This window comes from Microbacterium testaceum StLB037, from assembly GCF_000202635.1.
Classification (GTDB): Bacteria; Actinomycetota; Actinomycetes; order Actinomycetales; family Microbacteriaceae; genus Microbacterium; species Microbacterium testaceum_F.
The window spans coordinates 3,389,703-3,413,173 of the sequence record NC_015125.1; the positions used below are offsets into that span (position 1 = coordinate 3,389,703).

Sequence of the window (23,471 nt, forward strand, 5' to 3'; positions counted from 1 at the left end):
AGAGGTGTTCGATGCCTTCTCCGTCTTCCACGCGATGGCCGGGCGGTGCGCTCGATCGGCGCGGTGACGAACGCGAGGCCGAGGATCTCATTGGGCGTGAGCGCGCGGTATCCGGCACTCGCGTCCTCCTGATCCGCGCAGACGCGGCCCCTGTCGCAGACGGGCGGCTGCGGCTGGTCCCCGCGAGCGAAGTCGATGGAGCGCTCGAGTGGGCCTTCCTGGGGCGAAGCATCGATGGCGCTGCCCTTCTCCTCGCCGTTCTGGGGGAGGAAGGCGAGGAGCCTGCTCTCCCCTCGGGGGTCGCGTGGGGGCGGCTTCGGAGCGTCGGCGGTGACCTGCCCGCGGACGAGGCGGAGATTCTCGCCACGGCTGTCGCTTTGGCCGGCTGGCTCCGCGAGGCGCCGTTCTGTCCGGCCTGCGGTACCCGTACCGAGGTGCGCCACGCGGGATGGTCTCGCCACTGTCCGCACTGCGGTCGCGAGCACTTCCCTCGCACCGACCCCGCGGTGATCGTGCTGCTCTCGTCGGCGACGGACCCGAACCGGGTCCTGCTCGGAGCGAACGCGGCGTGGGGCGGAGGCCGGTACTCCTGTTTTGCCGGCTTCGCGGAAGCGGGGGAGTCCCTCGAGGATGCCGTCGCGCGCGAGATCTTCGAGGAGGCGGGCGTCCGTGTGCAGGACGTGGAGTATCGCGGCTCGCAGGTCTGGCCGTACCCCCGATCGTTGATGCTGGGTTTCCGTGCCCGCGTGGTGGACGACGCCGAGGTTCGCGCCGACGGCGAGGAGATCATCGAGGTGCGCTGGTTCGACCGGGAGCAGATCGGTGCGGCGCTGCGCGGAGAGGACGCCGTGCAGCTCCCCGGCACCTCGTCGATCGCCCGCCGCTTGATCGACGACTGGTACGGGGGTGTGGCGTGACCTCGGATGCGCTGGAGGGACTCGACGACCATCAGCTGGAGGCGGCGCGGGCGCTGCGGGGGCCTGTTTGCGTCCTCGCGGGGGCCGGTACGGGCAAGACCCGCGTGATCACACGGCGCATCGCGCACGGGGTGGACACGGGCGCCTACTCGCCTCAGCGGGTGATGGCCGTGACCTTCACGGCGAAGGCCGCCGGCGAGATGCGTGGCCGCCTGCGCGCCCTCGGGGTGAGCGGTGTCTCCGCGCGCACGTTCCACGCGGCGGCACTCGCCCAGGTGAACTACTTCTGGCCGACGCTGGCCGCCGACCAGGCGCCGTCCATCATCGACAACAAGGTGCGCATGCTCGCCCACGCCGCCGACGGGATCGGGCTCTCTCCCGATACCGCGACGCTGCGGGACGTCGCGTCGCAGATCGAGTGGCGCAAAGTGACCATGCGCTCGATCGAGCAGTACGCCGCCGCGCGGCCGGAGGGCGTGGGCCGCCTGCGGGTGGATCAGGTGGTCGATCTCCAGCGCGCCTACGAGAAGCTCAAGGACGAGCGACGGCAGATGGACTTCGAGGACGTGATCCTCACCTGCGCGGGGATGATCGAGGCTGAGCCGCGCGTGGCCGCCGCCGTGCACGAGCAGTACCGGCACTTCACGGTGGACGAGTACCAGGACGTGTCGCCGCTGCAGAACCGCCTCCTCGAACTCTGGTTGGGCGACCGACGCGACCTGTGCGTCGTGGGCGACGCGAGTCAGACGATCTACTCCTTCACCGGTGCCGACGCCCGCTACCTGCTCGAGTTCGAGCGAACGCACGAGGACGCCCGGGTCGTGCGCCTCGAACGCAACTACCGCTCCACGGGCGCCGTGCTGGCCGTCGCCAACGACCTCATGCGAGGCCGAGCGGGAGCGCTGGAACTCGTGGCCGCTCACGAGGGAGATGCCCCGGTCCCCGCCGTCCGCGCGTACGACGACGATGAAGGGGAGGCCTCGGGCGTCGCTGCGGATGTCGCCGCGAGGATCGCCGACGGCGCCGATCCCGAGTCCATCGCGATCCTGTATCGCTCCCACGCCCAGTCCGCGGTCGTCTTGAATGCGCTCGCGGCGCAGGGGGTGGCCGCCACGGTGCTGGGGGGACGGAAGTTCTTCGACCTTCCGGAGGTGCGGCAAGCGCTCATGGCGCTTCGTGCGGCCTCGGTGGCGCCGGTCGAGACCGGCTTCCTCGCCACGGTGCGCGATGTGCTGCGCGGAGTCGGGCTCACGGACGAACCGCCGCAAGCGGGCGGCGCGCTTCGCGACGGCTGGGAGGCTCGCGCGGCCCTCCTCCGGCTCGCCGAAGAGGCTGCTCCCGGTACGGATCTGAGGTCGTTCACGGATGACCTTCAGGCGCGGGCGCGCGATCAGCATGAGCCGGCGACCCGCACCGTCACGCTCTCGACGCTGCACGCGGCGAAGGGGCTGGAGTGGGATCACGTCTTCCTCATCGGGGTGAGCGAGGGTCTTCTCCCGATCTCGTACGCCACCAGCTTCGAGGCGGTCGACGAGGAACGTCGGCTCGCGTATGTCGGCGTCACGAGGGCCGCACGCTCTCTGTCGGTGAGCTGGGCGCGTGGGCGGGGCCGTGCGGATCGGGAGCCGTCGCGTTTCCTTCGAGAGATCGGCAGCGGCAGTCTGCGCTCGGACGATGGTCTTCCCAGACACGCCGGATCGAGTCGGCGCGCAGGCGGAGCGAGCGGGACGGGACGCCGGACCGCACGGTGAGGAGGTGCCGCGCGGCGCGGCCCGCTTCGGCGGCCAGCGCGACGTCGACCGTCGTGCAGGGGCGCGCGAGCAGCTGAGCCGCGAGGAGCGGCCAGGACTCGTCGAGGCGCTGCGCCGTGGCGTCCAGGCAGGACAAGCACGCGGTGCGCCCCGGATGCACGGCAGGTCCGATCCGCGCGCTCGCTCCGTCGAGGACGAGCGGCAGGTGCACCACGTCGTCGCGGAGGAGAGCGGTGGCGCGACGCGGGTCCACCCGGTGAGCGGCGAGCAGGATCACTCGGCAGCCCTCTGCCACGGGTGCCGTATCAGGCCCCGCCCACGCGACGACCTCCGTGCGACCCGGAAGCGCGGCGAGGACGGCGCGTACCGCCGAGGAGGGGAGATCGTCCGCGGTCTGCAGGACGAATGAGCCCCCTCTCCGGGGTCGCCGAAGCGCCGGTGCCAGGTCGCGCAGCAGGGCGTCGGCGTCCGCATCGTCGGCGCGGTGCAGGCGAGCGAGCGCGCGCAGCTCGCTCCGCGTCGTCCCGCTCTCGAGCGCCTCGACGGCCGCCTCCACCCAGGGGGCTGCCGGATCGAGGAGCGCCCGGGCGGGCACGCCGAACTGGAGGGTTCCGTCCGCACGGAAAAGCGGGGGAGCGGCCTGGTCGAGTCGGATCACTCACCGATGATCTCGGGGACCGACCGCCCATCCTCCCTTATCCACACCCTCTCGGACCGCGGACCGCGGTGGGGAGGAAGTGTCAGACCGGACGCTGGTCGCCCGGCGCCCCCTCGTCCCCGTCCTCGTGCCCATCCGCGTCCTCCGACGCATCGTGGGACGCGTCCGCGGACGCGTCGTCGGCAGGGCGGGCTTCGCCGCTCTCCTCGGCGAGCAGCTGCGCGAGCGCGTCGTCCATGGCATCCGTGGGGGCGGCTTCGCCGCGTGACGCGGCGACCACGCGGGCCACGAGACCGGCCGGGTCGTCGACGTCCTCGGCGGTGGGCATGAGGTCGGGGTAGTCCCAGAGCGCGTCGCGCCCGGCGACGCCGACGGCGTCGGTGACCGCGCGCCACATGGCGGCTGCCTCTCGCATGCGGCGGGGCCGCAGCTCGAGTCCCACGAGCGACCCGAGGGCCTGCTCGGCGGGTCCGCCGACCGCACGGCGGCGACGCACCGCCTCCGCGATCCGTGCCGCCGAAGGCAACCGCGAGGTGGCGTCCTCCGTGACCACGTCGACCCACCCCTCGATCGTGGCGAGGAGGTTCTCCAGACGCGTCAGGGCCGCGGTCTGCTCCTCGGAGCGGGCGGGCAGCAGCGCGCCGCTCTCCAGCGCGCTGCGCAACTCTTCGGGCTGTGACGGGTCGAACCGCGACGCGAGCTCCTCGAGCGCGTCGGTGTCGACGCGGATGCCGTGGGCGAAATCGCGCACCTGCGAGATGACGTGCAGGCGCAGCCACCGGGCGTGCCGGAACAGGCGCGCGTGGGCGAGCTCGCGGGTTGCGAGATACAGGGCCAGCTGGTCGTCGGGGATCTCGAGATCGCGCCCGAAGTCCGCGAAGTTCTGCGGAAGGATCGCGGCCTCGCCATCCGGCATGACCGGGATGCCGACGTCTCCGCCCCCGACCACCTCGGTGGAGAGGCGACCGACGACCTGGCCGAGCTGCGTGGCGAACAACGAGCCGCCGACGGTCCGCATGAGGCGCCCGGCGCCCGCGATCATCTCCTGCATGTCGTCGGGAGCCTGCTGTCCCAGCGCGTCGGTCAGGGCGTCCGCGATGCTCGTGGCGACGGGTTCGGCAAGCTCCTGCCAGAGCGGAAGGGTCGCGCTGACCCAGGCGCCGCGGGTGATCGCGCGGGCGGGCTGGGGGAGGTCGGAGATGTTCGTGGCCTCTCCGAGCCAGAGGTTGGCGAGCGAGAACGCCTGCGACAGGTCGGTGCTCTGACCGGCGGTGACGCCTTGGCCGTCCTGGTTGGCGATGTGCAGAGCCTGGCGTTCCGCGAGGCTCCAATCGACCCCGTCCTGAGTGCCCGCGAAGGCGCCCTGCAGGTGATTCATCACGGCCTGCAGCATCGCCGGATCGATCTGCATGCCCGACAGCCGCGACAGCTGTTCGGGGTCGAGGCCCGACATGTCGCCCGACATCAGGCGACGCATGAGCTCCTGGAACTCTTCTTCAGGGTTCCGGTCGTCGTCTGCCACTTCTTCGCCTCTCAGCCAGGTCAAGGGGAACGGGATCTACGCTAGTCGCACGATTCCTCGCTCTCCCCGGCTCGGCTCCACGCCGCTTACGCCGCGCGCGAACGACCCCGGTAAAGGTAGGACCCGTGACGCTGTTCGACGAGAACGTCTCCGTCGTGCCCGCTCCCGCACGCCGACGGACACGCACCACGATCTTCGGACTGTGGTCGCTCGCCGTCGCCGTCGTCGTGCTGTTCCTCCTGACCTTCCTGCCGACGGCCTACGTCATCCAGCAGCCGGGGCCGGTGCTGAACACGCTCGGGACGTCGAAGAACGCGGACGGTGTCGACGTCCCGCTCATCACCGTGCCGGACGAGAAGGCCGACCCCACGACGGGACAGCTCGACCTGCTCACCGTGCAGGTCAACGGCAACCGAGAGCGCACGCCCACGTGGATCGAACTGGCGCTCGCGTGGTTCGATCCGTCGCGCGCGGTCGTGCCGATCGATCGGATCTTCCCCTCCGGGCAGTCGACGGAGCAGCGCAACACCGAGAATGCGGCGCTCATGACCGACTCGCAGCTCGAGGCGTCCGCCGCCGCGCTCCGTCAACTCGGTTACGACGTCCCTCAGCGCATCGTGGTCGGAAGCGTCACGGGCGACGGTGCCGCGTCCGGCATCCTCGAGGCGGGCGACGTGATCGAGTCCGTGAACGGAACGCAGACCGCGACCGCCGACGACGTGAAGGCGGCCATCCAGGCGGCGGGCGGTCAGCCCGTGACCTTCGGCATCGATCGCAACGGCACCCCGACGACCGAGACCGTGACCCCGCGCCAGGGGGATGTGAACGGACAGCAGCAGTGGCTCGTCGGGATCGTGCTCGCGATCGGTTTCGACCTGCCCGTCGACGTCCAGATCCAGCTGAACGACATCGGCGGCCCGAGCGCCGGAATGATGTTCGCCCTCGGCATCATCGACAAGATGTCGCCCGGCGACCTCACCGGCGGCCAGCACATCGCCGGCACCGGGACGATCGACGACAAGGGCCAGGTCGGCGCGATCGGCGGCATCCGACAGAAGCTCTACGGAGCTCGGGATGCCGGAGCCACATGGTTCCTGGCGCCCTCGGCGAACTGCAACGAAGTCGTGGGGCATGTGCCCGGTGGCATCCGGGTGTTCGCCGTGTCGACGCTCTCGGACTCGCTCAAAGTCCTCGAGACCATCCGCGACGGCGGAGACCTCGACGCCCTGCCCACCTGCGACGCGGGGAACAGCACGGGATCGTAGTATCCACGGCTCTTCCCCAGTGGTCGCGCCTAGGATGAGGTGGTGACCACGACCTCAGCGCCGAACCAGGCCACGCCGCCGAACCGCTCCCGACGAATCATCTCGATCAGCTTGGCGATCATCGCCGCTCTGGTCGTCGCGTTCTTCGTCTTCGCGAACCTCTACGCCGACTGGATGTGGTTCGCCCAACTCGGGTTCACCACGGTGCTGACCACCCAGTGGGTCGCTCGCGCCGTGATGTTCGTCGTCGGCTTCCTCGCGATGGCGGTGCCGGTGTGGGCGGCGATCCAGCTGGCGTATCGTCTGCGGCCGGTCTACGCGCGGTTGAGTTCGCAGCTCGACCGGTATCAGGAGGTCGTCGAGCCGCTGCGCCGACTCGCGATGTGGGGCATCCCCATCTTCTTCGGCTTCTTCGCCGGATTCGCGGCCTCGGCCCAGTGGGAGACCACCTGGCTGTGGGCGAACGGCGTCCAGACCGCTGTCACAGACCCGCAGTTCGGTCTCGACACCGGGTTCTACATGTTCGCGATGCCGTTCTACGCGGCGGTTCTGGGCTTCGCATCGGCGGTCGCGCTGGTGTCCCTGCTCCTGACGGCCGTGGTGTCGTACCTGTACGGCTCCGTCCGCGTCGGGCAGCGCGAGCTGCGTATCTCGAAGGCCGCGCGCATCCAGCTCGCGGTGCTCGCCGGTCTCTACCTGCTTCTCCAGGCTGCGAGCCTCTGGCTCGACCGCTACCGCACGCTCGTGCAGCCCGACGACCGCATCACCGGACCCGGCTACGTGGGCGCCAACGCCGTCATCCCGGGGCAGACGATCCTCGCGATCGCCGCCGTGATCGTCGCCCTCGCCTTCTTCGTGACCGCGTTCATGGGACGCTGGCGCTACCCCCTCATCGCGACCGCGCTCCTCGTCGTCTCGGCGATCGTCGTGGGTGCCGCGATCCCGTGGGCCGTGAACACCTTCCAGGTGCGACCCAACCAGCTCTCGCTCGAGAGCCAGTACTACCAACGCAACCTCGACAACACGAAGGCCGCGTACGGCATCGACAAGGTCGAGAAGGAGAACTTCGAGGCGGCGACGCAGGCGCAGGCCGGACAGCTGCGCAACGACGCGGCATCCACCGCCCAGCTGCGCATCATGGACCCGGCCATCATCGGGCCCACCGTCCGTCAGCTCGAGCAGTACCGCTCGTACTACCAGTTCGCCGAGCCGCTCGACGTCGACCGGTACCAGATCAACGGACAGAGCCAGGATGCCGTCGTCTCCCTCCGCGAGCTGAACACCAGCCAGCTGGGCGACGCCAACACCTGGCAGAACTCCACCCTCGTGTACACGCACGGCTACGGAATGGTCGCCGCAGCGGGCAACGAGCGCACGGCCGACGGTGACCCCGTCTTCCTGGAGCGCGCGATCCCCGGAACGGGCTTCCTGACCGACCTGAACTACGAGCCCCGCGTGTACTTCGGCGAGCAGTCGCCGCCGTACTCGATCGTCGGCGGCCCCGAGGGCGGCGAGGACATCGAGCTCGACTACCCGCTCGGTGCGGACGGCGGCACGGAGACGCGCACCACGTTCCGCGGCGACGGCGGACCGAGCGTGGGCAACGTCTTCAACCGGCTCATCTACGCCCTGAAGTTCCAGTCGGAGCAGATCCTGTTCTCGGACTACGTCAACCAGGACTCCCAGATCCTGTACGACCGCAACCCGAAGGAGCGCGTGCAGAAGGTCGCTCCGTACCTCACGCTCGACAGCGACCCGTACCCCACCGTGGTCGACGGGCGCATCAAGTGGGTCGTCGACGGCTACACCACGAGCGCGAACTACCCGTACTCGACGGGCGTCTCCCTCTCGCGCGCGATCGCCGACTCGAACAACCCGCAGCCGACCTACGCGCTGGATGACATCAACTACATCCGCAACTCGGTCAAAGCCACGGTCGACGCCTACGACGGCTCCGTGTCGCTGTACGCCTGGGACGACCAGGACCCCGTGCTGCAGACCTGGCAGAAGATCTACCCGTCGACGCTCAAGCCGTGGAGCGAGATGTCGGCCGACCTCATGAGCCACGTGCGCTACCCGACCGACCTGATGAAGGTGCAGCGGTCGATGCTCGGCGTGTACCACGTCGACGACGCGCGCTCGTTCTTCCAGCAGGACAACCGGTGGGCGACGCCCAACGACCCGCAGAACGCGAACGAGTTGCAGCCGCCGTACTACCTCACGATGAAGATGCCCAGCCAGGATGCGCCGTCGTACTCGATGTTCACGAGCTTCATCCCGGCATCGCAGGGCGGTCAGGCCAGGAACGTGCTCACGGGCTATCTCGCCGTCGACTCCAACGCCGGCGATGCGCAAGGCACGAAACGCGACGACTACGGGCGATTGCGCATGCTCGTGATCGACGCGGCGACGACCGTCCCCGGACCCGGTCAGGTGCAGAACACCTTCGACTCGGACACGAACGTCTCCTCGCAGATCAACATCCTCCAGCAGGGTCAGTCGCAGGTGCTCAACGGCAACCTGCTCACGCTGCCCGTCGGTGGCGGACTGCTGTACGTGCAGCCGGTGTTCGTGCAGTCCTCCGGTGACACCAAGCTGCCGCAGCTGCGCCGTGTGCTCGTCGCCTTCGGAGACAAGATCGCTTTCGAGAACACGCTGAGCGAGGCGCTCGACACCCTGTTCGGCGGTGACTCGGGTGCCGATACCGGCGACGAATCCGTGACCCCGACGGATCAGGGTGAGAACCCGACCACGCCGACGAACCCGTCGGTGCCGGCCGGTGACTACGCCGCTGCCCTGCAGGAGGCGCGCGACGCGCTGAACGCACGACAGCAGGCGCTCACCAGCGGTGACCTCGCGGCATTCGCCACGCAGGACGCCCGCCTCACGGCCGCGGTCCAGCGTCTGCTCGAGCTGGAGGCCCCGTCGACCGGAAGCACGCAGAACCAGGGCGGCTGACGCCCGGTCTACGCCGAACGCCGGTGCCCCGCCTCCGCGGGCACCGGCGTTCGCTGTTTCCGGGTTCGCGCCGCGGGCACCGGCGTTCGGCGTTTCCGGGTTCCCGCCGCGGGCGCGAGCTCCGCGGGCGTGAGTTCCACGGGAGCGAGCTCCCCGGGCGCGGGCGCGAGCTCCGCGCTCGCGAGCTCCACGGGCGCGAGCGCCGCGGGAACGGCCGGCTCACGCCGTCAGGAACCACCACCAGATCAACAGCATCGTCGTGCCGAAGCCGGCGATCTGGTTCAACCACAGGAAGCGGTTCCACCCGGCCGTGGCGCTGTCGCTGTCGGCATCCGTCACATTCCGGTACGGCCAGCAGACGACGAGGTACGGGATGACCAGCACCGCGGCCAGAGGCCCGGGCCAGGCGGTGAAGAGCATCGCCACACCGGCCAGCAGGTACGCGACGAGAGCGAAGCGGACCGTCCAGCGCGCGCCGCGGTCGGTCGCGATCGAGGAGATGTCCGCCGCGCGGTCGGCCTCGACGTCCTGCACGGCGCCGAAGGCGTGCGAGGCGATTCCCCAGAGGGCGAAGGCCACGAGCACGAAGACGAGCGCGGGTGTCCACGCGGCCCCCGCGAGGACGAGGCCGTAGACCGCGGGAGAGAAGAAGTGGATGCTGCTCGTCATCGAGTCGGCGAACGGCCGCTCCTTGAGCCGCAGCGGCGGCGCGGAGTAGAACACGACGAAGAACAGGCTCAGCGCGAGCACGAGCCACGACAGCGGCGACCCGACGATCACGAGATGCGCCACGAACGGCAGGCACGAGAGCGCCGCGGCCCACAGCGTGACGGCGTGCATCCGCTTGTCGAGCACGGCGCCGTGCGTGCCGCCCTTGCGGGGGTTGCGCAGGTCGGACTCGTAGTCGAAGACGTCGTTCACGCCGTACATCGCGAGGTTGTAGGGCACGAGGAAGAACAGGATGCCGATGATCAGCGGAGCATCGACGGTCCGCGTGGTGAGCAGGTAGGCGGCGGCGAACGGGAACGCGGTGTTGATCCAACTCACCGGTCGCGACGAGACGAACAGCTCCCGCAGCACGCGGCCGGGGGACAGGGCGGCGGAGGCGTTCATGCGGTGTCCTTCTGGTGCGCGGGAGGCGTCGAGGTCAGGGCGGGGGTGCGAGGGGCGAGCAGGGTGAACACCGCCGGCACGAGGAACGCCGCGCACAGGGGATACGCGAAGTCCTCGAGCGGAGCGAGCCCGAGGCGCAGACCGCTGAGGTGCTCCTCGGGGTATGAGAAGAGGTCGACGGCGATCATGAGGTTGTCGAAGACGAGGGTGAGGCCCAGCAACACGAGGGCGACGAGCCCCGAGGAGGCCATGCGCTCGCGGAACCGGCGCCGTCTCAGAGTGGAGAGGGTCACGACGGCGGTGACGACCAGGAACGGCAGGACGATGAGCGGGTAGGTCATACCCGCTCCCGCGCTCGGGCACGCCGCTGGAACACCGCGTACATCACGATCGACAGGTAGCTCAGGAAGAGCAGGAAGAAGACCTCTTCGAGCGGCAGGTGCGGCGCCAGCTCGACGCCGACGAACAGGGGGCTCTCGCCTTTCACGAAGACGCCGGTGATGATGCCCACCGCGTCCCAGACGAGGAAGAACGCCGTGGCGATGACCACCGCCGCCGTCGTCCGCAGCGGCGCGACGCGCAGCGCCAGCGAGAACTTGAGGTCGATCGCGATCATGCCGGCCAGCGAGAACAGGATCGCCCCCAGGTAGATCCCGGGCACCTCAGACCGCCGCGCGCACGGGTTCCGCGAGGGGACCGGCCGTGGTGTCGCCCGTCAGACGCTTGACGACGAGCTCGGCGGAGATGAGGCACATCGGGAGGCCGATTCCCGGCAGCACGGAGGTGCCCGCGTAGTAGAGGTTGCTCACCTTGCGCGAGCGGTTCTTCGGGCGGAAGATCGCGCTCTGGTTCAGGGTGTGCGCGAGACCCAGAGAGTTGCCGTGCCAGGCGTGCAGGTCCTCTGCGAAGTCCTCCGGCGCGATCGTCTTGCGCACGACGATGCGGTCGGCCAGGTCCGGGATGCCGGTCCACTCGGCGATCTGAGCGATTACGCGGTCCGCGGCCTTCTCGATGCGCTCGTCGCCCGCCCCGGCGACGCCTCCGCGGCCGCTGTCGGGATCGGCGGGCACGGGGACAAGCACGAACAGGTTCTCGTGTCCCGCGGGCGCCACGGAGTCGTCGGAGGCGCTCGGGCGGCAGATGTAGATCGACGCGGGGTCGGGGATCCTCTTGTTCTCACCGAAGATCGCGTCGAAGTTCGTGTGCCAGTCGTCGGTGAAGAGCAACGTGTGGTGGGTGAGCTGCGGCAGCTCGCCCTTCACCCCGAGCAGCAGGAGGAGGGCGCCGGGGCTCGGGACCTTGTCCTTCCACCACTTCTCGGGGAACTGGCGGTCCTTCTCCTTGAGCAGGTGGTTCTCGGTGTGGTGGAGGTCGGCGCCCGACACCACGGCATCCGCGGCGATGATCCGTCCGTCCGCGAGGCGTACACCCCGGGCGAGACCGGACTCGGTGATGATCGCCTCCACCGGCGAGGACGTCTCGATCTGCACGCCGCGCTCGCGCGCGAGCTTCTCGATGGCGGTGATGATCTCGGTCATCCCGCCCTTCGGGTACAGGACGCCGTCGCCGAGGTCGAGGTGACTCATGAGGTGATACAGGCTCGGCACTTCGAACGGGGAACCGCCCAGGAACACCGCGGGATACGCGAGGATCTGCTGGAGTCGCTTGTTCTGGAAGTCGGTCGTCACGCGCTTCCACAGCGTGCGGGTCAGCAGCGGTATCAGCGTGGGAAGCCGCTTCACGAGCGCGGGATCGCGCAGGCCCTTCGTCGACGAGTACGGGTCGTACAGGAACTTCGACGTCGACAGCTCGTACGCGTCTTTGGCCGAGTCGAGGTAGGCCTCGAGGTTCGGGCCCGAACCGGGCTCGTGCTCTTCGAACAGCGCACGCACGGCCTCGCGACCCGACACGATGTCGATCGGCTCGCCCTTCCCGGGAGGCCCGTAGACGCGGTACGCCGGGTCGAGGCGCACGAGGTCCAGCTGCTGGGCGGCGCTCGTGCCGAGGAGCCGGAAGAAGTGGTCGAACACCTCGGGCATGAGGTACCAGCTGGGTCCGGTGTCGAAGCGGAAGCCGTCCGCCTCCCAGGAGCCGGCACGGCCGCCCAGGGCGTCGCGGGCCTCGAAGAGCTGGACGTCGTGACCGCGGTCGGCCAGCAGGGCGGCGGTTCCGAGACCGGCGATCCCGCCTCCGACGACGACGATGCGCTGCGCGCTCATGGGCGGGGACCTTTCGGTGGACGCCCGAGGAGGGCACGGGCGGCGAGGGTGGCTTTGACGCCGTCGGGGACGCGGACGCGCGGAGCGCCGGCGGGGGACAGGCGCAGACGCCGGGACAGTTCCGCGAACAGATCATGTGCGGCGGTCACCGCCGCGCGACAGTCCGGCGGGAGGTGCGGGATGACGGATGCCGCGGCGGCGAGGTCGGCGTCGATCCGGTCGAGCACGGCGGTGCGTCGATCGTCGTCGGCCGCGCCGTCGAGGTAGTCCCGGCCGAGACGGTCGGCGTCGTCGGCGAGGTCGCGGAGGAAGTTCACGTCCTGGAACGCGGCCCCCAGGCGCCGCGCGCCGTCGACGAGGTCGGCCGCGGGGCGGGCGGGGGCGGACATCCCGGCGTTGAGGAACACCTGCAGGCACATCAGCCCCACCACCTCCGCCGATCCGTACACGTAGGCGTCGTGCGACAGGTCGTCGTGCTCGGCGGTGTCGATGTCGGTGCGCATCGAGGCGAAGAAAGGGGCGATCAGGTCGGCGTCGATGCCGCATTCCCGCGCCGTGCGGGCGAAGGCGTGCACGACGAGGTTGGCGCTGAAGCCGGTGGCGATGGCATCCATCACCTCGTTCTCGAGGGCGTTGAGGACCGCGCGCTCTCGCTCGGGCGTCAGACCCGCGTCGTGGGCGGGGCCGTCGACGATCTCGTCGGCGACCCGTACCAGCGCGTAGATGTTGCGCACGTGCGGGCGAGGGCGGGCTCCGAGCAGACGCGCGGCAAGGCCGAACGAGGTCGAATAGCGGTGGATGACGGCCGCGGCGGCGTCGTCGGCCGTGCGGGAGTACAGGGCCAGACCGGTCGGTCCGACACTCACGGGACGCGCTCCTGCACGGCGTCCACGAGGTCGAGCAGCATCGCCTGGCAGTCCTCGGGCAGCGTCGAAGCGGCGACGATGCCTCGTGCTTCGTCCAACGTGTCGCGGACCAGCTGCTCGAGCCGGACGCGCGCACCGGAGGCGGAGAGCGCCGTCTGAGCCGCGCGGATCGCCACGGGACCGGTGTGGGCGTTCGCCAGGGCGTCGCTGACCTCGGGCCAGGTCTCGCTCTCGCGCGCCAGGACGATGAGATGGGTCTTCTTCGCCTCGCGAAGGTCGGATCCCTCGTCCTTACCCGCCGTGGCCGCGCTTCCGAATGCGCCGATCAGGTCGTCGACGAGCTGGTACGCGAGGCCGAGGCGCTGGCCGAACCGCTGCAGGGCGTGCCGCACGGGAGCTTCGGCTCCCGCGAGGACCGCGCCGGCTTCCAGCGGGGCGGAGAACGAATAGACGGCCGTCTTGTCGTGCGTCGTGCGCAGGATCGTGTCGGCGTCGATGTCGCCGGCGGACACGGCGTTCTCGACGTCGGCGAGTTCCCCGGCGGCAGAGACGAGCACGGCGTCCTCCACGAGCAGGAGCAGTTCGCGGCGGAGGTCGGTGGGGATCTCCGCCATCGCCACGAGACGAGCGGCCTCGTGCAGCAGGAGGTCTCCTGCGAGGATCCCCGCGGCATCTCCGAGCAGCGCCGCTCCGGCGGCATCCGCTCCCCGCTCCGTGCCCCGCGAACGGAACTCGCCCCCGACGTTGGGCATTCCGCGACGTTCCACGTCGTGGTCGATGACGTCGTCGTGCACCACGAAGGCGGTGTGCAGCAGCTCGAAGGCCGCGGCCACCTGGTACAGCGCCGGTCGCGCGATATCCGGCCCGTCGAGGGTGTCGAAGGCGGACACCACCAGCAGGGGGCGGAAACGTTTCCCGCCCTCGGCTGCTCGGCGGATGGCGGATGCCAGAGCCCGGGCACCGTCTCCGTGCTGACCGAGACGTCGGTCGAGCCGGGAGAGGGCGCCCTCGATGGCGGAGTCGATGTCGTGGCGCGCGGCGGGGGTCGTGGCCAACGCGATCACGAGGCCCGCCGGACGGCTGGAGGGGTGCCGAAGAGGTGGAGCTGCTGCGCCTGGAGCACGAGCCACGGGCTGAACGCCCAGGGAGTGGCCTCGAGGGAGGCGGCGAGGTCGAGGGGATCGACCCAGCGGTGTTCCGCGACCTCGGACGGGTTGGGTCGGGGCTCGTCGTCGGTGTACGCGAGATACACGGGGCAGATCTCGTTCTCGACGATGCCGCTCGCGTCGACCGCGCGGTAGCGGAAGTGGGGGAGGGCGAGTTCCAGGTCGCGCACGCGCAGACCGACCTCGAAGCCCGCGCGGCGGTGCACGGCGTCGGTGAGGGTTTCGGCCGGTGCGGGGTGGCCGCAGAACGAGTTGGTCCATACGCCGGGCCAGGTCTTCTTGTCGAGCGCACGGCGGGTGACCAGCACCTGGCCGTCGGCGTTCATGACGTGGCAGGAGAACGCGAGGTGCAAGGCGGTGTCCGCACCGTGCACACTGGCTTTCGGCGCGATGCCGATCTCCTTGCCGCGCTCGTCCAGAAGGACGACGTTTTCGGTCTCGCTCATCGTGCCTCCTGTTTGCTAGTTTAGCTAGCGATGTGAGCTTCAATATACCTACGCCCAAAGGGGGTGTCCACCGTGACGAGCACCACGACTCGTTCTGGTAGAAGGCCTGCCGTCATCGAGACGCTGACGGCGGTGCGGGCGCTCAGCGACGCCTTCGACCGCATGCACAGCGGCATGAAGGGCGACATGGACATGAATGCCAGCGACCTCGCGACGCTGCGTATGCTCATCATCCGCGAACAGCGGGGAGAAACCGTGAGCCCGCACGACGTGGCGAGACATCTGCGCATCTCGACCGCCTCGACGACGAAGCTCATCGACCGATTGACGGCCTCGGGGCACGTCGAGCGTCGCGCGCATCCCTCCGACGGCCGCGCACGGATCGTGCTTCTCACCGAGAAGTCCCGCAGCGAGTTCTTCCAGCACCTCGGGGGACACCTCGGAGCGATGCGCGAGGTCGCCGCGCAGTACACCGACGATGAGCTCGCCCTCATCTCGGGGTTCCTGGGGTCGCTGACCGAGGCGATCACCACGACCGACTGAGTCCCGCTCGGCGCGGGTCATGACCGGGCTCCGCGTGCCACCCGCACCCCGACGTCGTCGAACGCGTCGCGCGGACCCGCCCCCCGGCGCGTCGATGAGCGGACGACCGCGGGGGCGTCGCTCCATCCGCCTCCGCGGAACACGCGCGCCGTGCCGCGTTCGGGGTCGAGGAGGTCTTCGCACCACTCCGAGACGTTGCCGAGGATGTCGAAGAGGCCGAAGAGGTTGGGCAGGCGTGCCCCCACCTCGACGGGTGCGCGGAGTCCGTCGGCCGCCGTCCACGCGATCTCGCGCACCGGTCCGTACGTCGACCCGGTGGCACCGGCGCGCGCCGCGTACTCCCACTCGTCTTCCGTCGGGAGCCGGAATCCGTCGCTCTCGGGGTCGGAGGAGACCTCCTCGCCGTCGAATCGGTAGACCGGATCGAGTCCCTCCCACTCCGAGAGCGCGTTGCACAGGCGCACGGCCCGGAACCAGCTGAGGTCGACCGCGGGGCGGCGCGGATGGCGGGACGGGATGCCGAGCAGCTCGGCGACCTGCTCCTCGGTGACGGGGTACACGCCGATCTCGAACGCGGCGACGACGATCTCACGCCGCTCGCTCCCGCGCATGTCGCCGCGCAACACCCGTCCGGCGGGGATCGCGGCCATCTCCACGTCGGTCATGCCAGCTCCAGCATCCACAGGTCGGCGTCGCCGGTCAGGAAAAGGCGCCCCTCATCGGCGTCGAAGGCGCAGTTGCTGACGAGGTGCGGGGTCGGGATGACGCCCAGGCGGGCGCCGTCCGCCGCGAAGACGACGACCCCCGCCCCGCTGCTGGTCCAGAGCCAGCCGCGGCTGTCGACGGCGAATCCGTCGGGGATGCCGGCATCCACCGTCGCGAAGGTGCGTGGCGCGCCGAGCGTGCGGCCATCCCAGGCGCACGCGACGATGCGGGGGAGGCCGTCGGCCCGGGACTCCGCGATGTACAGGACGTTCCCGTCGGGGCTGAAGGCGAGGCCGTTCGGCGCGTCGAGGTCGATCATCCGCCGGAGAGGTTCTCCCTCGACCCAGCGGTAGACGCTCTCGTGGCCGAGGGCGGGCGTGGCCGGGTACCCCTCGCGGGGATCGGAGATCCCGTAGAGCGGGTCGGTGAACCAGATCGCGCCGTCCGAGGCCACCACGAGGTCGTTCGGGGAGTTCAACGGCCGCCCCTCGTAGGCGTCGGCGAGGACACGCGTTCCGGACGCGTCCGTGCGGCTGATGGCCCGTCGCCCGTGCTCGGCGTGCACGAGCCTGCCCGCGCCGTCGACCGCGTTGCCGTTGGCGAAGGCGGAGGGGTCCACGACGCTCACGACGCCGCCGTCATCGCGCCATGCGAGAGTCCGCCGGCCGATGACATCGCTGAAGACCAGCGCGTTCCGGTCGGGCCACCAGACGGGTCCCTCGGCCCACGAGGCCCCCGCGTAGAGCGAGAGCAGCCGCGAGTCCTCGGGGAGGACCGCCCGCAGGCGCGCGTCGTAGACGCGGGGCGGCGACGCCTCGACAGGGCGGGGGCTCCGTGCGGGTTGCAGGGGTCGACCGTCGATCATGCTCGTCAGTCAACCGGGTGGCTCCGACATCGACCGAACGGGTTGACGGGATCACCGGAGTGCTCTCGCGTTCCCGTCAAGCCCTGCGGTCGTGGAGGAGTCGAATGATTAGATGAAGCCTCTAACGTTTCGAGGAGAGTCCGAGATGAGCCCCAGGCGTTACGCGTCACCGCTGCGCCAGGCCGAGGCGGCCCGGACCCGGGCGGCGATCCTGGACGCCGCCGCGGACCTGTTCTCGCGCGACGGCTACGCTGCGACGACGATGAAGGGCATCGCCGTCGCCGCCGGGGTCTCCGTGCAGTCGGTGCACCTGGCCGGCTCGAAGTCGGCGCTCCTCGTCGCCGCGTTCGAGCGGGCACGGCGGGGGGACGAGGGTGGCACGGGCCCGACGGAGGCTCCGCCGATCGCCGACATCCTGGATCGCACGAATATCGACGAGGCGATGCGGGTCTGGCTCGACGGCGTCGCGCAGGCGCATCGACGCTCCGCCGGCCTCGCGCGGGCGATGGCCATCGCGGGGGAGACGGATGCCGTGGCCGCGGCCGCCATGGCCGATCTCGACGCGCGTCGACGCCGGGACCTCCGCGTCGCGTCGACGTGGCTCGTCACGCGTGGCCTGCTCGGCGCGGGAGACATCGACGAGGTCACCGATGAGCTCAGCTACCTGATCGGCCCCGAGACGTACGCGTTCTTCGTCACCCGATCCGGGTGGTCGGACACGCGCTACCGCTCGTGGCTCGAACGCACTCTCCGTGACGTGCTGGCCCGGCGCGAGGAGGACGTTCCCGTCGCCTGAGGACGTGCCCGCGGAAAGCAGAAGGCCCCGGATCGGAGGATCCGGGGCCTTCTTTTTGTTGCGGGGACAGGATTTGAACCTGCGACCTCTGGGTTATGAGCCCAGCGAGCTACCGAGCTGCTCCACCCCGCGGCACAAGAGAAAACATTACGCGGAGATGAACGTCGACGCAAATCCGCACGTGCCGCCCGGGAGTGTCGCGCGACAATGTCCCGGTGAGCAGCAACATCGACGATCGCGACGACGGCAGGCCCGAGACCCCCGCGCAACGCGCGGACCGCAACTGGACCGACGTCCTGCAGGAACTTCGCGTCCTGCAGACCGGCACGCAGATCCTCACCGGCTTCCTGCTCGCCCTGGCGTTCCAGCCGGCCTTCGCCGACCTCGAGGCCGACTGGCGCGCGTTCTATCTCGCTCTCGTGGCGCTGTCCGCGCTGAGCGCCGTCGTGGCCCTCGCGCCGGTCGCCCTGCACCGCGCCGTGTTCCAGCGCGGCATCAAGCCATCGGTGGTGGGGTTCGGCCACCGATGCTTGCGCGCGGCCCTGGCGCTCGTCTCCCTCTTGCTCATCGGCGTCGTCGTCTTCGTCTTCGGCGTCGTCGTGGGGGTCGGCGGGGCGGTGGCCGGCGGGGTCGTCCTGGCTGCGGCGATCCTCGTACTCTGGGTGGTGGTGCCACTCATGTTGCGCCGTCGCGGGCGAAGGGATGACGCGTGACAGATCACGGATTCGGCTTGGCCGTCGCGCAGTTCGCGCCGACCGCCTCGCGGGCGGTCAATCTCTCGGCGATCGCGGAGGCGGTCGAGACCGCCGTCGCACGTGGCGCCCGGGTCATCGTCTTCCCGGAGTACTCGAGCTACTTCGTGGACCCCTTCGACGACACGCTCACCGAGAACGCCGAAGACCTGGACGGCCCCTTCACCGCAGCCCTGCGGTCCCTCGCCGCGGAGCGGGACGTCGTCATCGTCGCGGGGCTGCTCGAGCGCGCCGACGACGGCCGCCGCGTCCGAAACACGGTCGTGGCGGTCGCGGGGGATGGCATCCGGGCCGTCTATCGCAAGCTCCACCTCTACGACGCGTTCGGCCAGCGCGAGTCGGACTGGGTGGCGCCCGGAGAGATCGCTCCGCCCGAGACGTTCGAGGTCGACGGTCTGCGCTTCGGTCTGATGACCTGTTACGACCTGCGATTCCCCGAGGTCGGGCGTACCCTCGCCGACGCCCACGTCGACGTCGTCCTGGTCCCGGCCGAATGGGTGCGCGGACCGCTCAAGGAGCATCACTGGCGAACGCTGCTCCAGGCGCGCGCGATCGAGAACACCGTCTTCCTCGCCGGTGCCGACCACCCGCCGCCGCTCGGCGTCGGACACTCGATGATCGTCGACCCGCAGGGCGTGGTCCTCGCCGCGGTGGGCACGACGACCGACGTCGCCGTCGCCCACATCGATCCGGATGCCATCGCCCGCGTACGACGGGTGAATCCGGCGCTCGAACTCCGCCGGTATCGGGTGACGCCGCGCTGAAAGCAGGCTGAGTGCATGCGTCGATCGGACCCCGAACCCGCGGAGATGACGCAAGCTGGAGGGATGACCGGTCTCGCATTCGACTACCCCTGGATGACGTACATGGGGGAATTCGGGGCGAACCTGCGCAGGGCTCGGCTGGATGCGGGCCTGACGCAGGAAGATGTCGCCGTGTCCGCGCGCATCTCGCTCTTCACGTATCAGAAGCTCGAGAAGGGGGAGTCCAATCCCGGTACGCCGGCCAATCCCCGCCTGCAGACGCTCCTGGCCCTCTCGGCCGTCCTCGGCGTGTCGATCGAGGATCTCGTGCCCGACCTGGACCGCCCGCGCGAGAGCTAGAGCGAGCTCTCAGGGCGCGCCGTCGAGGAGTGCGGTCACCGCGCGTACAAGCCGCTTCGTCGTCTCGATGCTGAGGACCGTGGACTGCCGCGAGAACTGATCCGAACCGAACCAGACCCAGGTCTCGCCGCGGCTCTGCTCCAGCCCGATCGTGATCTCGGTGACGCCGATCGCGTGGATGTCGCCGTGCGGATGCAGGCTTCGCTCGACGCCGGGGATGGTGAGACCCTCACTGCGATGCGCGACGTCCGCCCCGGTGGATGGGTCGTGGTCGCCGACGCACCACGCGGGACAGGATGACGGCAACGGCAGGGCGCGAGGCGACTCGGACGAGCTCATGGGTGTCTTCTTCGTGACGATCGGGCAGAGACACCGCTGACCATAGGACGCAGGGCATCTCGATCGCGGGGGCGCGGGCCACCCATTCCGGTGGATCGTCGGGTCGGGCGATGCCGAAGCGCTCCCGTCAGGGCAACTCGGACGAGGGGTGGATCCGTTGCACGTAGCGGATCAGCGAGATCGAGCGGGAGGAGCGCCACCCCGAGCGGGTCAGGGCCATCGTGTACCCCTCCGCCCGCAGCTGCATGGCGGTCTCCGGGGTGAGGAAGGTCTTCTGCGGCACCTTCGTCCACTTGAGGGAGGTTCCGTACACGTGGGTGATGCGCGGGGGACGCGCGTCGAGGGTGTGGCGCGGGCGTGGCATGGAACTCCCCGGGAAACGGGCGACGGGAGTCGCGGGCGCGATCGCCGGCATGCGATCACCGGTGAGGCTACACCATGCATACATGGCATGCCTGCACGATGTCGTAACCGGGTGCGACCGCCCTCGGCGCGCGTCCCGTCAGCTGCGAGACGTGCCCGCGAGGCGCTCCGCCGCCTCCGCCAGCACCTCGACGCGCTTGCACGCGGCGAAGCGCACGAGCGTGGCGTAACGGTGCCGGTGCCCGGGGGAGACGAAGGCGGTGAGAGGGATGCCGACGACCCCGGCGCGGGCGGGGAGCTCGCGGCAGAACGCGTCCGCGTCCGTGGCACCGAGCGGGGCGGCATCCACGACGGTGAAGTACGACCCGCTCGGCGTCGACACGTCGAAACCGGCCGCACGCAGGCCCGTGCCCAGCACCTTCGCCTTCGCGGCCATGGTCGCCGCGACCGAGGAGAAGAACGCGTCCGGCAGACGCAGCCCCGCGGCGATGGCGGGCTGGAACGGCGAGCCTCCGACGTAGGTGAGGAACTGCTTCACGGCGAGGACCGCGGTGACGAGCTCGGCCGGACCCGTCACCCACCCCGTCTTCCACCCGGTGAGCGAGAACGTCTTGCCGGCCGACGAGATCGACAGCGTCCGCTCGGCGGCTCCGGGGAGGGTCGCGATCGGCACGTGCGGCCCGTCGAAGACGAGGTGTTCGTAGACCTCGTCGGTGACGATCAGCGCGTCGTGCCGGTGAGCGAGGCGCACGACCTCGTCGAGGACCTCGCGCGAGAACACCGTGCCGGTGGGATTGTGGGGATCATTGACCAGGATGACGCGAGTGCGATCCGTGACGGCGGATGCCAGGTCCTCGAGGTCGGGCTGGAAGTCGGGCCAGCGCAGCGGGACGCCGACGAGCCGCGCTCCGGCCAGGGCGACGCTCGCCGCGTAAGAGTCGTAATAGGGCTCGAACACGACGACCTCGTCGTCCGGGCCGTCGATGAGGGCGAGCAGCGTCGAGGCCAACGCCTCCGTCGCGCCCACGGTCACCAGCACCTCGCGGGCGGGATCGAGCTCGAGACCGTAGAAGCGCTTCTGGTGCTCCGCGATCGCGGTGAGCAGTTCGGGGAAGCCGCGGCCGGGGGCGTACTGGTTCACGCCGTCCGCGATCGCGCGCCGCGCCGCCTCGAGGACGACCTCGGGTCCGTCCTCATCGGGGAAACCCTGGCCGAGGTTGATCGCGCCGGTCGAGGTCGCCAGCGCCGTCATCTCGGCGAAGATCGTGGGGACGGCTCGACCGTCGGTGCCGAGGAGACCGGCTCCTCGGGCGGTGCGCTGCCAGGCGCCGGGGATGGTGTTCATCGGGATGTGCCTTCGAAAGGATGCGTGGGCCGCACGGCCGGTAGGTTCTCACCGTAGGCCATCGGCCTCGCGGGTCGTTGGTGCGAGACCCATAGAGGCGGCTCACCCGCGTCATAGGCAGCACACAGCATCCGGGGTCATCGTTGAAGCGCCTGGAAGAAGGAGCATCACATGAGCGACAACACGGACAACCGTCCCGAGGGTAACGACATCAGCCGGAACAGCGACGCGGCCTCCCAGAACACCGCGCCCACGTCGGCGAACACCGACCACCACGCCGCCGGGAACGCGAGCGACGCCGCCGCGCCCACCGGCGCCGTCCCGCCGATCCCCACGCGTTCCCCCGCCGCCGCCGCGGCCGCGTGGCCGCCGCCCGCGCACACCCCGGCCGCCGGATCCACCCACGACGGGGCCACCCGCCCGCAGGGCTACGCGTCCGCCCCCTCCGGAGCGACCGGCCCCACCGGACACGCCTTCGGTCCCGCCGCCGGCGGTCACGACCCGCGCGGGCAGCACCCCACGCTGCCCTACCCCGAGTCGGGCACCGCGGCGCAGCCGCGCAAGAAGAGCAACGCTCCGCGCGTCGCGGCCCTGCTCGTGGCCGCGGCCCTCGTCGGCGGTGGGGCGGGTCTCGGTGGCACGTACGCCGGACTGTCCCTCTGGGGCGGGTCGAACTCGGCGGCCGTCGCGGGTCCCACCGCGGTGACCGTCAACAACACCGAGGACGTCAACAACACCACGGCCGTCGCGGCCAAGGTGGTTCCGAGCGTCGTGACGATCCAGGCCATGGAGGGCCAGACCGGCGACACCGGTTCCGGCGTCATCCTGAGCAAGGACGGGTACATCCTCACGAACAACCACGTCGTCACCATCGGGGGCAAGTCCGCCAACCCGACGGTGTCGGTCACCACATCCGATGGCCGCGTGTTCTCGGCCAAGATCGTCGGCACCGACCCGACCTACGACCTCGCGGTGATCAAGCTCGACAACGCCTCGAACCTCACCCCGATCGAGTGGGCGGACTCGTCCCAGCTCAACGTCGGAGACAACGTCTCGGCCGTCGGTGCCCCGCTCGACCTGCCCAACACGGTCACCACCGGCATCGTCAGCGCGCTCAACCGGTCGATCCTCGTCGCCTCCTCGGCCGCCCCGAAGGACGGCACGGAGTCCGAGGACGGCTCCGGATCCGGCGGCAACGAGAACCCGTTCTTCTTCGACTTCGGCGAGGGACAGCAGGGCCAGCAGCAGCAGGCGACGGCGTCGATCAAGATCGCCGTCATCCAGACCGACGCCGCCATCAACCCCGGCAACTCCGGCGGCGCGCTCGTCGATGACGAGGGCAAGCTGATCGGCATCAACGTCGCCATCGCCAGCGCCGGCGGATCGTCCTCGGGCGGCCAGTCGGGCAACATCGGCGTGGGCTTCGCGATCCCCTCCGACGTCGCCAAGCGCATCTCGCAGGAGATCATCGACAACGGCTCCGCCACGCACGGCCTGCTCGGTGCGAACGTCCAGGATGCCGCGAGCATGCAGGGCGCGACCACGACCGGCGCGTACGTCGCCGTTGCCGTCGACGGCGGTGCGGCTCAGGCCGCCGGCCTCGAGAAGGGCGACGTCATCACGAAGTTCAACGGCATCCCCGTCACGAACTCCGCCGACCTGACCGCCCAGGTGCGCGCGCTCGCCGCGGGCGCCAAGGCCGAGGTCACCTACATCCGCAACGGGCAGGAGAAGACCGCCGAGGTCGCCCTCGGGCAGATGCCCACCAACTGACGCTCC

The 23,471-nt window shown here is 70.2% G+C and carries 23 protein-coding genes and 1 tRNA gene; 10 read left to right on the forward strand and 14 right to left on the reverse strand.

Annotated features, from left to right (window positions below; all coding sequences use genetic code 11):
- Positions 1-11 precede the first annotated feature (11 nt).
- Both nudC and MTES_RS15410 read left to right on the forward strand, forming a co-directional pair.
- A complete protein-coding gene (nudC, locus tag MTES_RS15405) occupies positions 12-917 on the forward strand; it encodes an NAD(+) diphosphatase (protein WP_013586208.1) in 906 nt (301 codons plus the stop codon).
- Positions 914-2,668 (forward strand): ATP-dependent helicase, encoded by a 1,755-nt coding sequence (locus MTES_RS15410; RefSeq protein ID WP_013586209.1) that lies wholly within the window; start codon positions 914-916, stop codon positions 2,666-2,668. The genes nudC and MTES_RS15410 overlap by 4 nt, the downstream gene beginning before the upstream one ends.
- 740 nt (positions 2,669-3,408) lie before the next feature.
- On the opposite strand, the gene MTES_RS15420 is transcribed toward MTES_RS15410, so the two are convergent.
- Positions 3,409-4,803, reverse strand: a complete 1,395-nt coding sequence (locus MTES_RS15420) for a zinc-dependent metalloprotease (protein WP_013586211.1) — start codon at positions 4,801-4,803, stop codon at positions 3,409-3,411.
- 170 nt (positions 4,804-4,973) lie between these two features.
- On the opposite strand from MTES_RS15420, the gene MTES_RS15425 reads away from it, so the two are divergent.
- Positions 4,974-6,113, forward strand: coding sequence for a PDZ domain-containing protein (locus MTES_RS15425; protein ID WP_013586212.1), 1,140 nt, complete (start codon positions 4,974-4,976; stop codon positions 6,111-6,113).
- A gap of 42 nt (positions 6,114-6,155) precedes the next feature.
- The gene (locus tag MTES_RS15430) at positions 6,156-9,071 is read left to right on the forward strand and encodes a UPF0182 family protein (RefSeq protein ID WP_013586213.1); all 2,916 of its coding nucleotides are present in this window, start codon (positions 6,156-6,158) and stop codon (positions 9,069-9,071) included.
- Positions 9,072-9,290: 219 nt separating this feature from the next.
- Here the strand turns inward: MTES_RS15430 and MTES_RS15435 are convergent, their stop codons facing one another.
- The 7 genes from MTES_RS15435 to idi are packed head-to-tail and all read right to left on the reverse strand — an operon-like array spanning position 9,291 to position 14,881.
- Positions 9,291-10,184, reverse strand: coding sequence for a prenyltransferase (locus tag MTES_RS15435; RefSeq protein ID WP_013586214.1), 894 nt, complete (start codon positions 10,182-10,184; stop codon positions 9,291-9,293).
- Positions 10,181-10,525 carry a lycopene cyclase domain-containing protein gene (locus MTES_RS15440; RefSeq protein WP_013586215.1) on the reverse strand — a complete coding sequence of 115 codons (345 nt, stop codon included), beginning with the start codon at positions 10,523-10,525 and terminating at the stop codon, positions 10,181-10,183. The genes MTES_RS15435 and MTES_RS15440 overlap by 4 nt, the downstream gene beginning before the upstream one ends.
- On the reverse strand, positions 10,522-10,845 hold the full coding sequence (locus MTES_RS15445) for a lycopene cyclase domain-containing protein (RefSeq protein WP_013586216.1): 324 nt from the start codon (positions 10,843-10,845) through the stop codon (positions 10,522-10,524). Before MTES_RS15445 ends, MTES_RS15440 begins: the two co-directional genes overlap by 4 nt.
- A gap of 1 nt (position 10,846) precedes the next feature.
- On the reverse strand, positions 10,847-12,403 hold the full coding sequence (crtI, locus tag MTES_RS15450) for a phytoene desaturase family protein (protein WP_013586217.1): 1,557 nt from the start codon (positions 12,401-12,403) through the stop codon (positions 10,847-10,849).
- Complete coding sequence (locus MTES_RS15455; RefSeq protein WP_013586218.1) at positions 12,400-13,269, reverse strand: phytoene/squalene synthase family protein; 870 nt, start codon at positions 13,267-13,269, stop codon at positions 12,400-12,402. Before MTES_RS15455 ends, crtI begins: the two co-directional genes overlap by 4 nt.
- Complete coding sequence (locus tag MTES_RS15460) at positions 13,266-14,333, reverse strand: polyprenyl synthetase family protein (protein ID WP_013586219.1); 1,068 nt, start codon at positions 14,331-14,333, stop codon at positions 13,266-13,268. Before MTES_RS15460 ends, MTES_RS15455 begins: the two co-directional genes overlap by 4 nt.
- Positions 14,330-14,881, reverse strand: a complete 552-nt coding sequence (gene idi / locus MTES_RS15465; protein ID WP_013586220.1) for an isopentenyl-diphosphate Delta-isomerase — start codon at positions 14,879-14,881, stop codon at positions 14,330-14,332. The genes MTES_RS15460 and idi overlap by 4 nt, the downstream gene beginning before the upstream one ends.
- Positions 14,882-14,953: 72 nt before the next feature.
- On the opposite strand from idi, the gene MTES_RS15470 reads away from it, so the two are divergent.
- The gene (locus tag MTES_RS15470; RefSeq protein ID WP_043363133.1) at positions 14,954-15,424 is read left to right on the forward strand and encodes a MarR family winged helix-turn-helix transcriptional regulator; all 471 of its coding nucleotides are present in this window, start codon (positions 14,954-14,956) and stop codon (positions 15,422-15,424) included.
- Positions 15,425-15,441: 17 nt separating this feature from the next.
- On the opposite strand, the gene MTES_RS15475 is transcribed toward MTES_RS15470, so the two are convergent.
- Entirely contained in the window at positions 15,442-16,089 is a 648-nt protein-coding gene (locus MTES_RS15475; RefSeq protein WP_013586222.1) for a formylglycine-generating enzyme family protein, read from the reverse strand.
- Positions 16,086-16,994, reverse strand: coding sequence for an SMP-30/gluconolactonase/LRE family protein (locus MTES_RS15480; protein WP_013586223.1), 909 nt, complete (start codon positions 16,992-16,994; stop codon positions 16,086-16,088). The genes MTES_RS15475 and MTES_RS15480 overlap by 4 nt, the downstream gene beginning before the upstream one ends.
- Positions 16,995-17,139: 145 nt before the next feature.
- On the opposite strand from MTES_RS15480, the gene MTES_RS15485 reads away from it, so the two are divergent.
- Positions 17,140-17,790 (forward strand): TetR/AcrR family transcriptional regulator, encoded by a 651-nt coding sequence (locus tag MTES_RS15485; protein ID WP_013586224.1) that lies wholly within the window; start codon positions 17,140-17,142, stop codon positions 17,788-17,790.
- 58 nt (positions 17,791-17,848) lie between these two features.
- Here the strand turns inward: MTES_RS15485 and MTES_RS15490 are convergent.
- Positions 17,849-17,922, reverse strand: a tRNA-Met gene (locus MTES_RS15490).
- Between the two features lie 83 nt (positions 17,923-18,005).
- Here MTES_RS15490 and MTES_RS15495 point away from each other — a divergent pair.
- The 3 genes from MTES_RS15495 (at position 18,006) to MTES_RS15505 (ending at position 19,645) form a co-directional block, all read left to right on the forward strand.
- Positions 18,006-18,503 (forward strand): DUF6328 family protein, encoded by a 498-nt coding sequence (locus MTES_RS15495; RefSeq protein WP_148272899.1) that lies wholly within the window; start codon positions 18,006-18,008, stop codon positions 18,501-18,503.
- The gene (locus tag MTES_RS15500; RefSeq protein ID WP_013586226.1) at positions 18,500-19,306 is read left to right on the forward strand and encodes a carbon-nitrogen hydrolase family protein; all 807 of its coding nucleotides are present in this window, start codon (positions 18,500-18,502) and stop codon (positions 19,304-19,306) included. Before MTES_RS15495 ends, MTES_RS15500 begins: the two co-directional genes overlap by 4 nt.
- Before the next feature lie 63 nt (positions 19,307-19,369).
- On the forward strand, positions 19,370-19,645 hold the full coding sequence (locus tag MTES_RS15505) for a helix-turn-helix domain-containing protein (protein ID WP_050901803.1): 276 nt from the start codon (positions 19,370-19,372) through the stop codon (positions 19,643-19,645).
- A gap of 9 nt (positions 19,646-19,654) precedes the next feature.
- On the opposite strand, the gene MTES_RS15510 is transcribed toward MTES_RS15505, so the two are convergent.
- The 3 genes from MTES_RS15510 to MTES_RS15520 all read right to left on the reverse strand — a co-directional run bounded on the left by MTES_RS15510 (position 19,655) and on the right by MTES_RS15520 (position 21,692).
- Positions 19,655-19,984, reverse strand: coding sequence for a hypothetical protein (locus tag MTES_RS15510; RefSeq protein ID WP_013586228.1), 330 nt, complete (start codon positions 19,982-19,984; stop codon positions 19,655-19,657).
- A 127-nt stretch (positions 19,985-20,111) separates the two neighbouring features.
- Entirely contained in the window at positions 20,112-20,348 is a 237-nt protein-coding gene (locus MTES_RS15515; RefSeq protein WP_013586229.1) for a hypothetical protein, read from the reverse strand.
- A gap of 138 nt (positions 20,349-20,486) precedes the next feature.
- Positions 20,487-21,692 carry an aminotransferase class I/II-fold pyridoxal phosphate-dependent enzyme gene (locus MTES_RS15520; protein WP_013586230.1) on the reverse strand — a complete coding sequence of 402 codons (1,206 nt, stop codon included), beginning with the start codon at positions 21,690-21,692 and terminating at the stop codon, positions 20,487-20,489.
- Between the two features lie 171 nt (positions 21,693-21,863).
- Here MTES_RS15520 and MTES_RS15525 point away from each other — a divergent pair, with 171 nt between their 5' ends.
- A complete protein-coding gene (locus tag MTES_RS15525) occupies positions 21,864-23,465 on the forward strand; it encodes a S1C family serine protease (RefSeq protein ID WP_013586231.1) in 1,602 nt (533 codons plus the stop codon).
- Positions 23,466-23,471 lie beyond the last annotated feature (6 nt).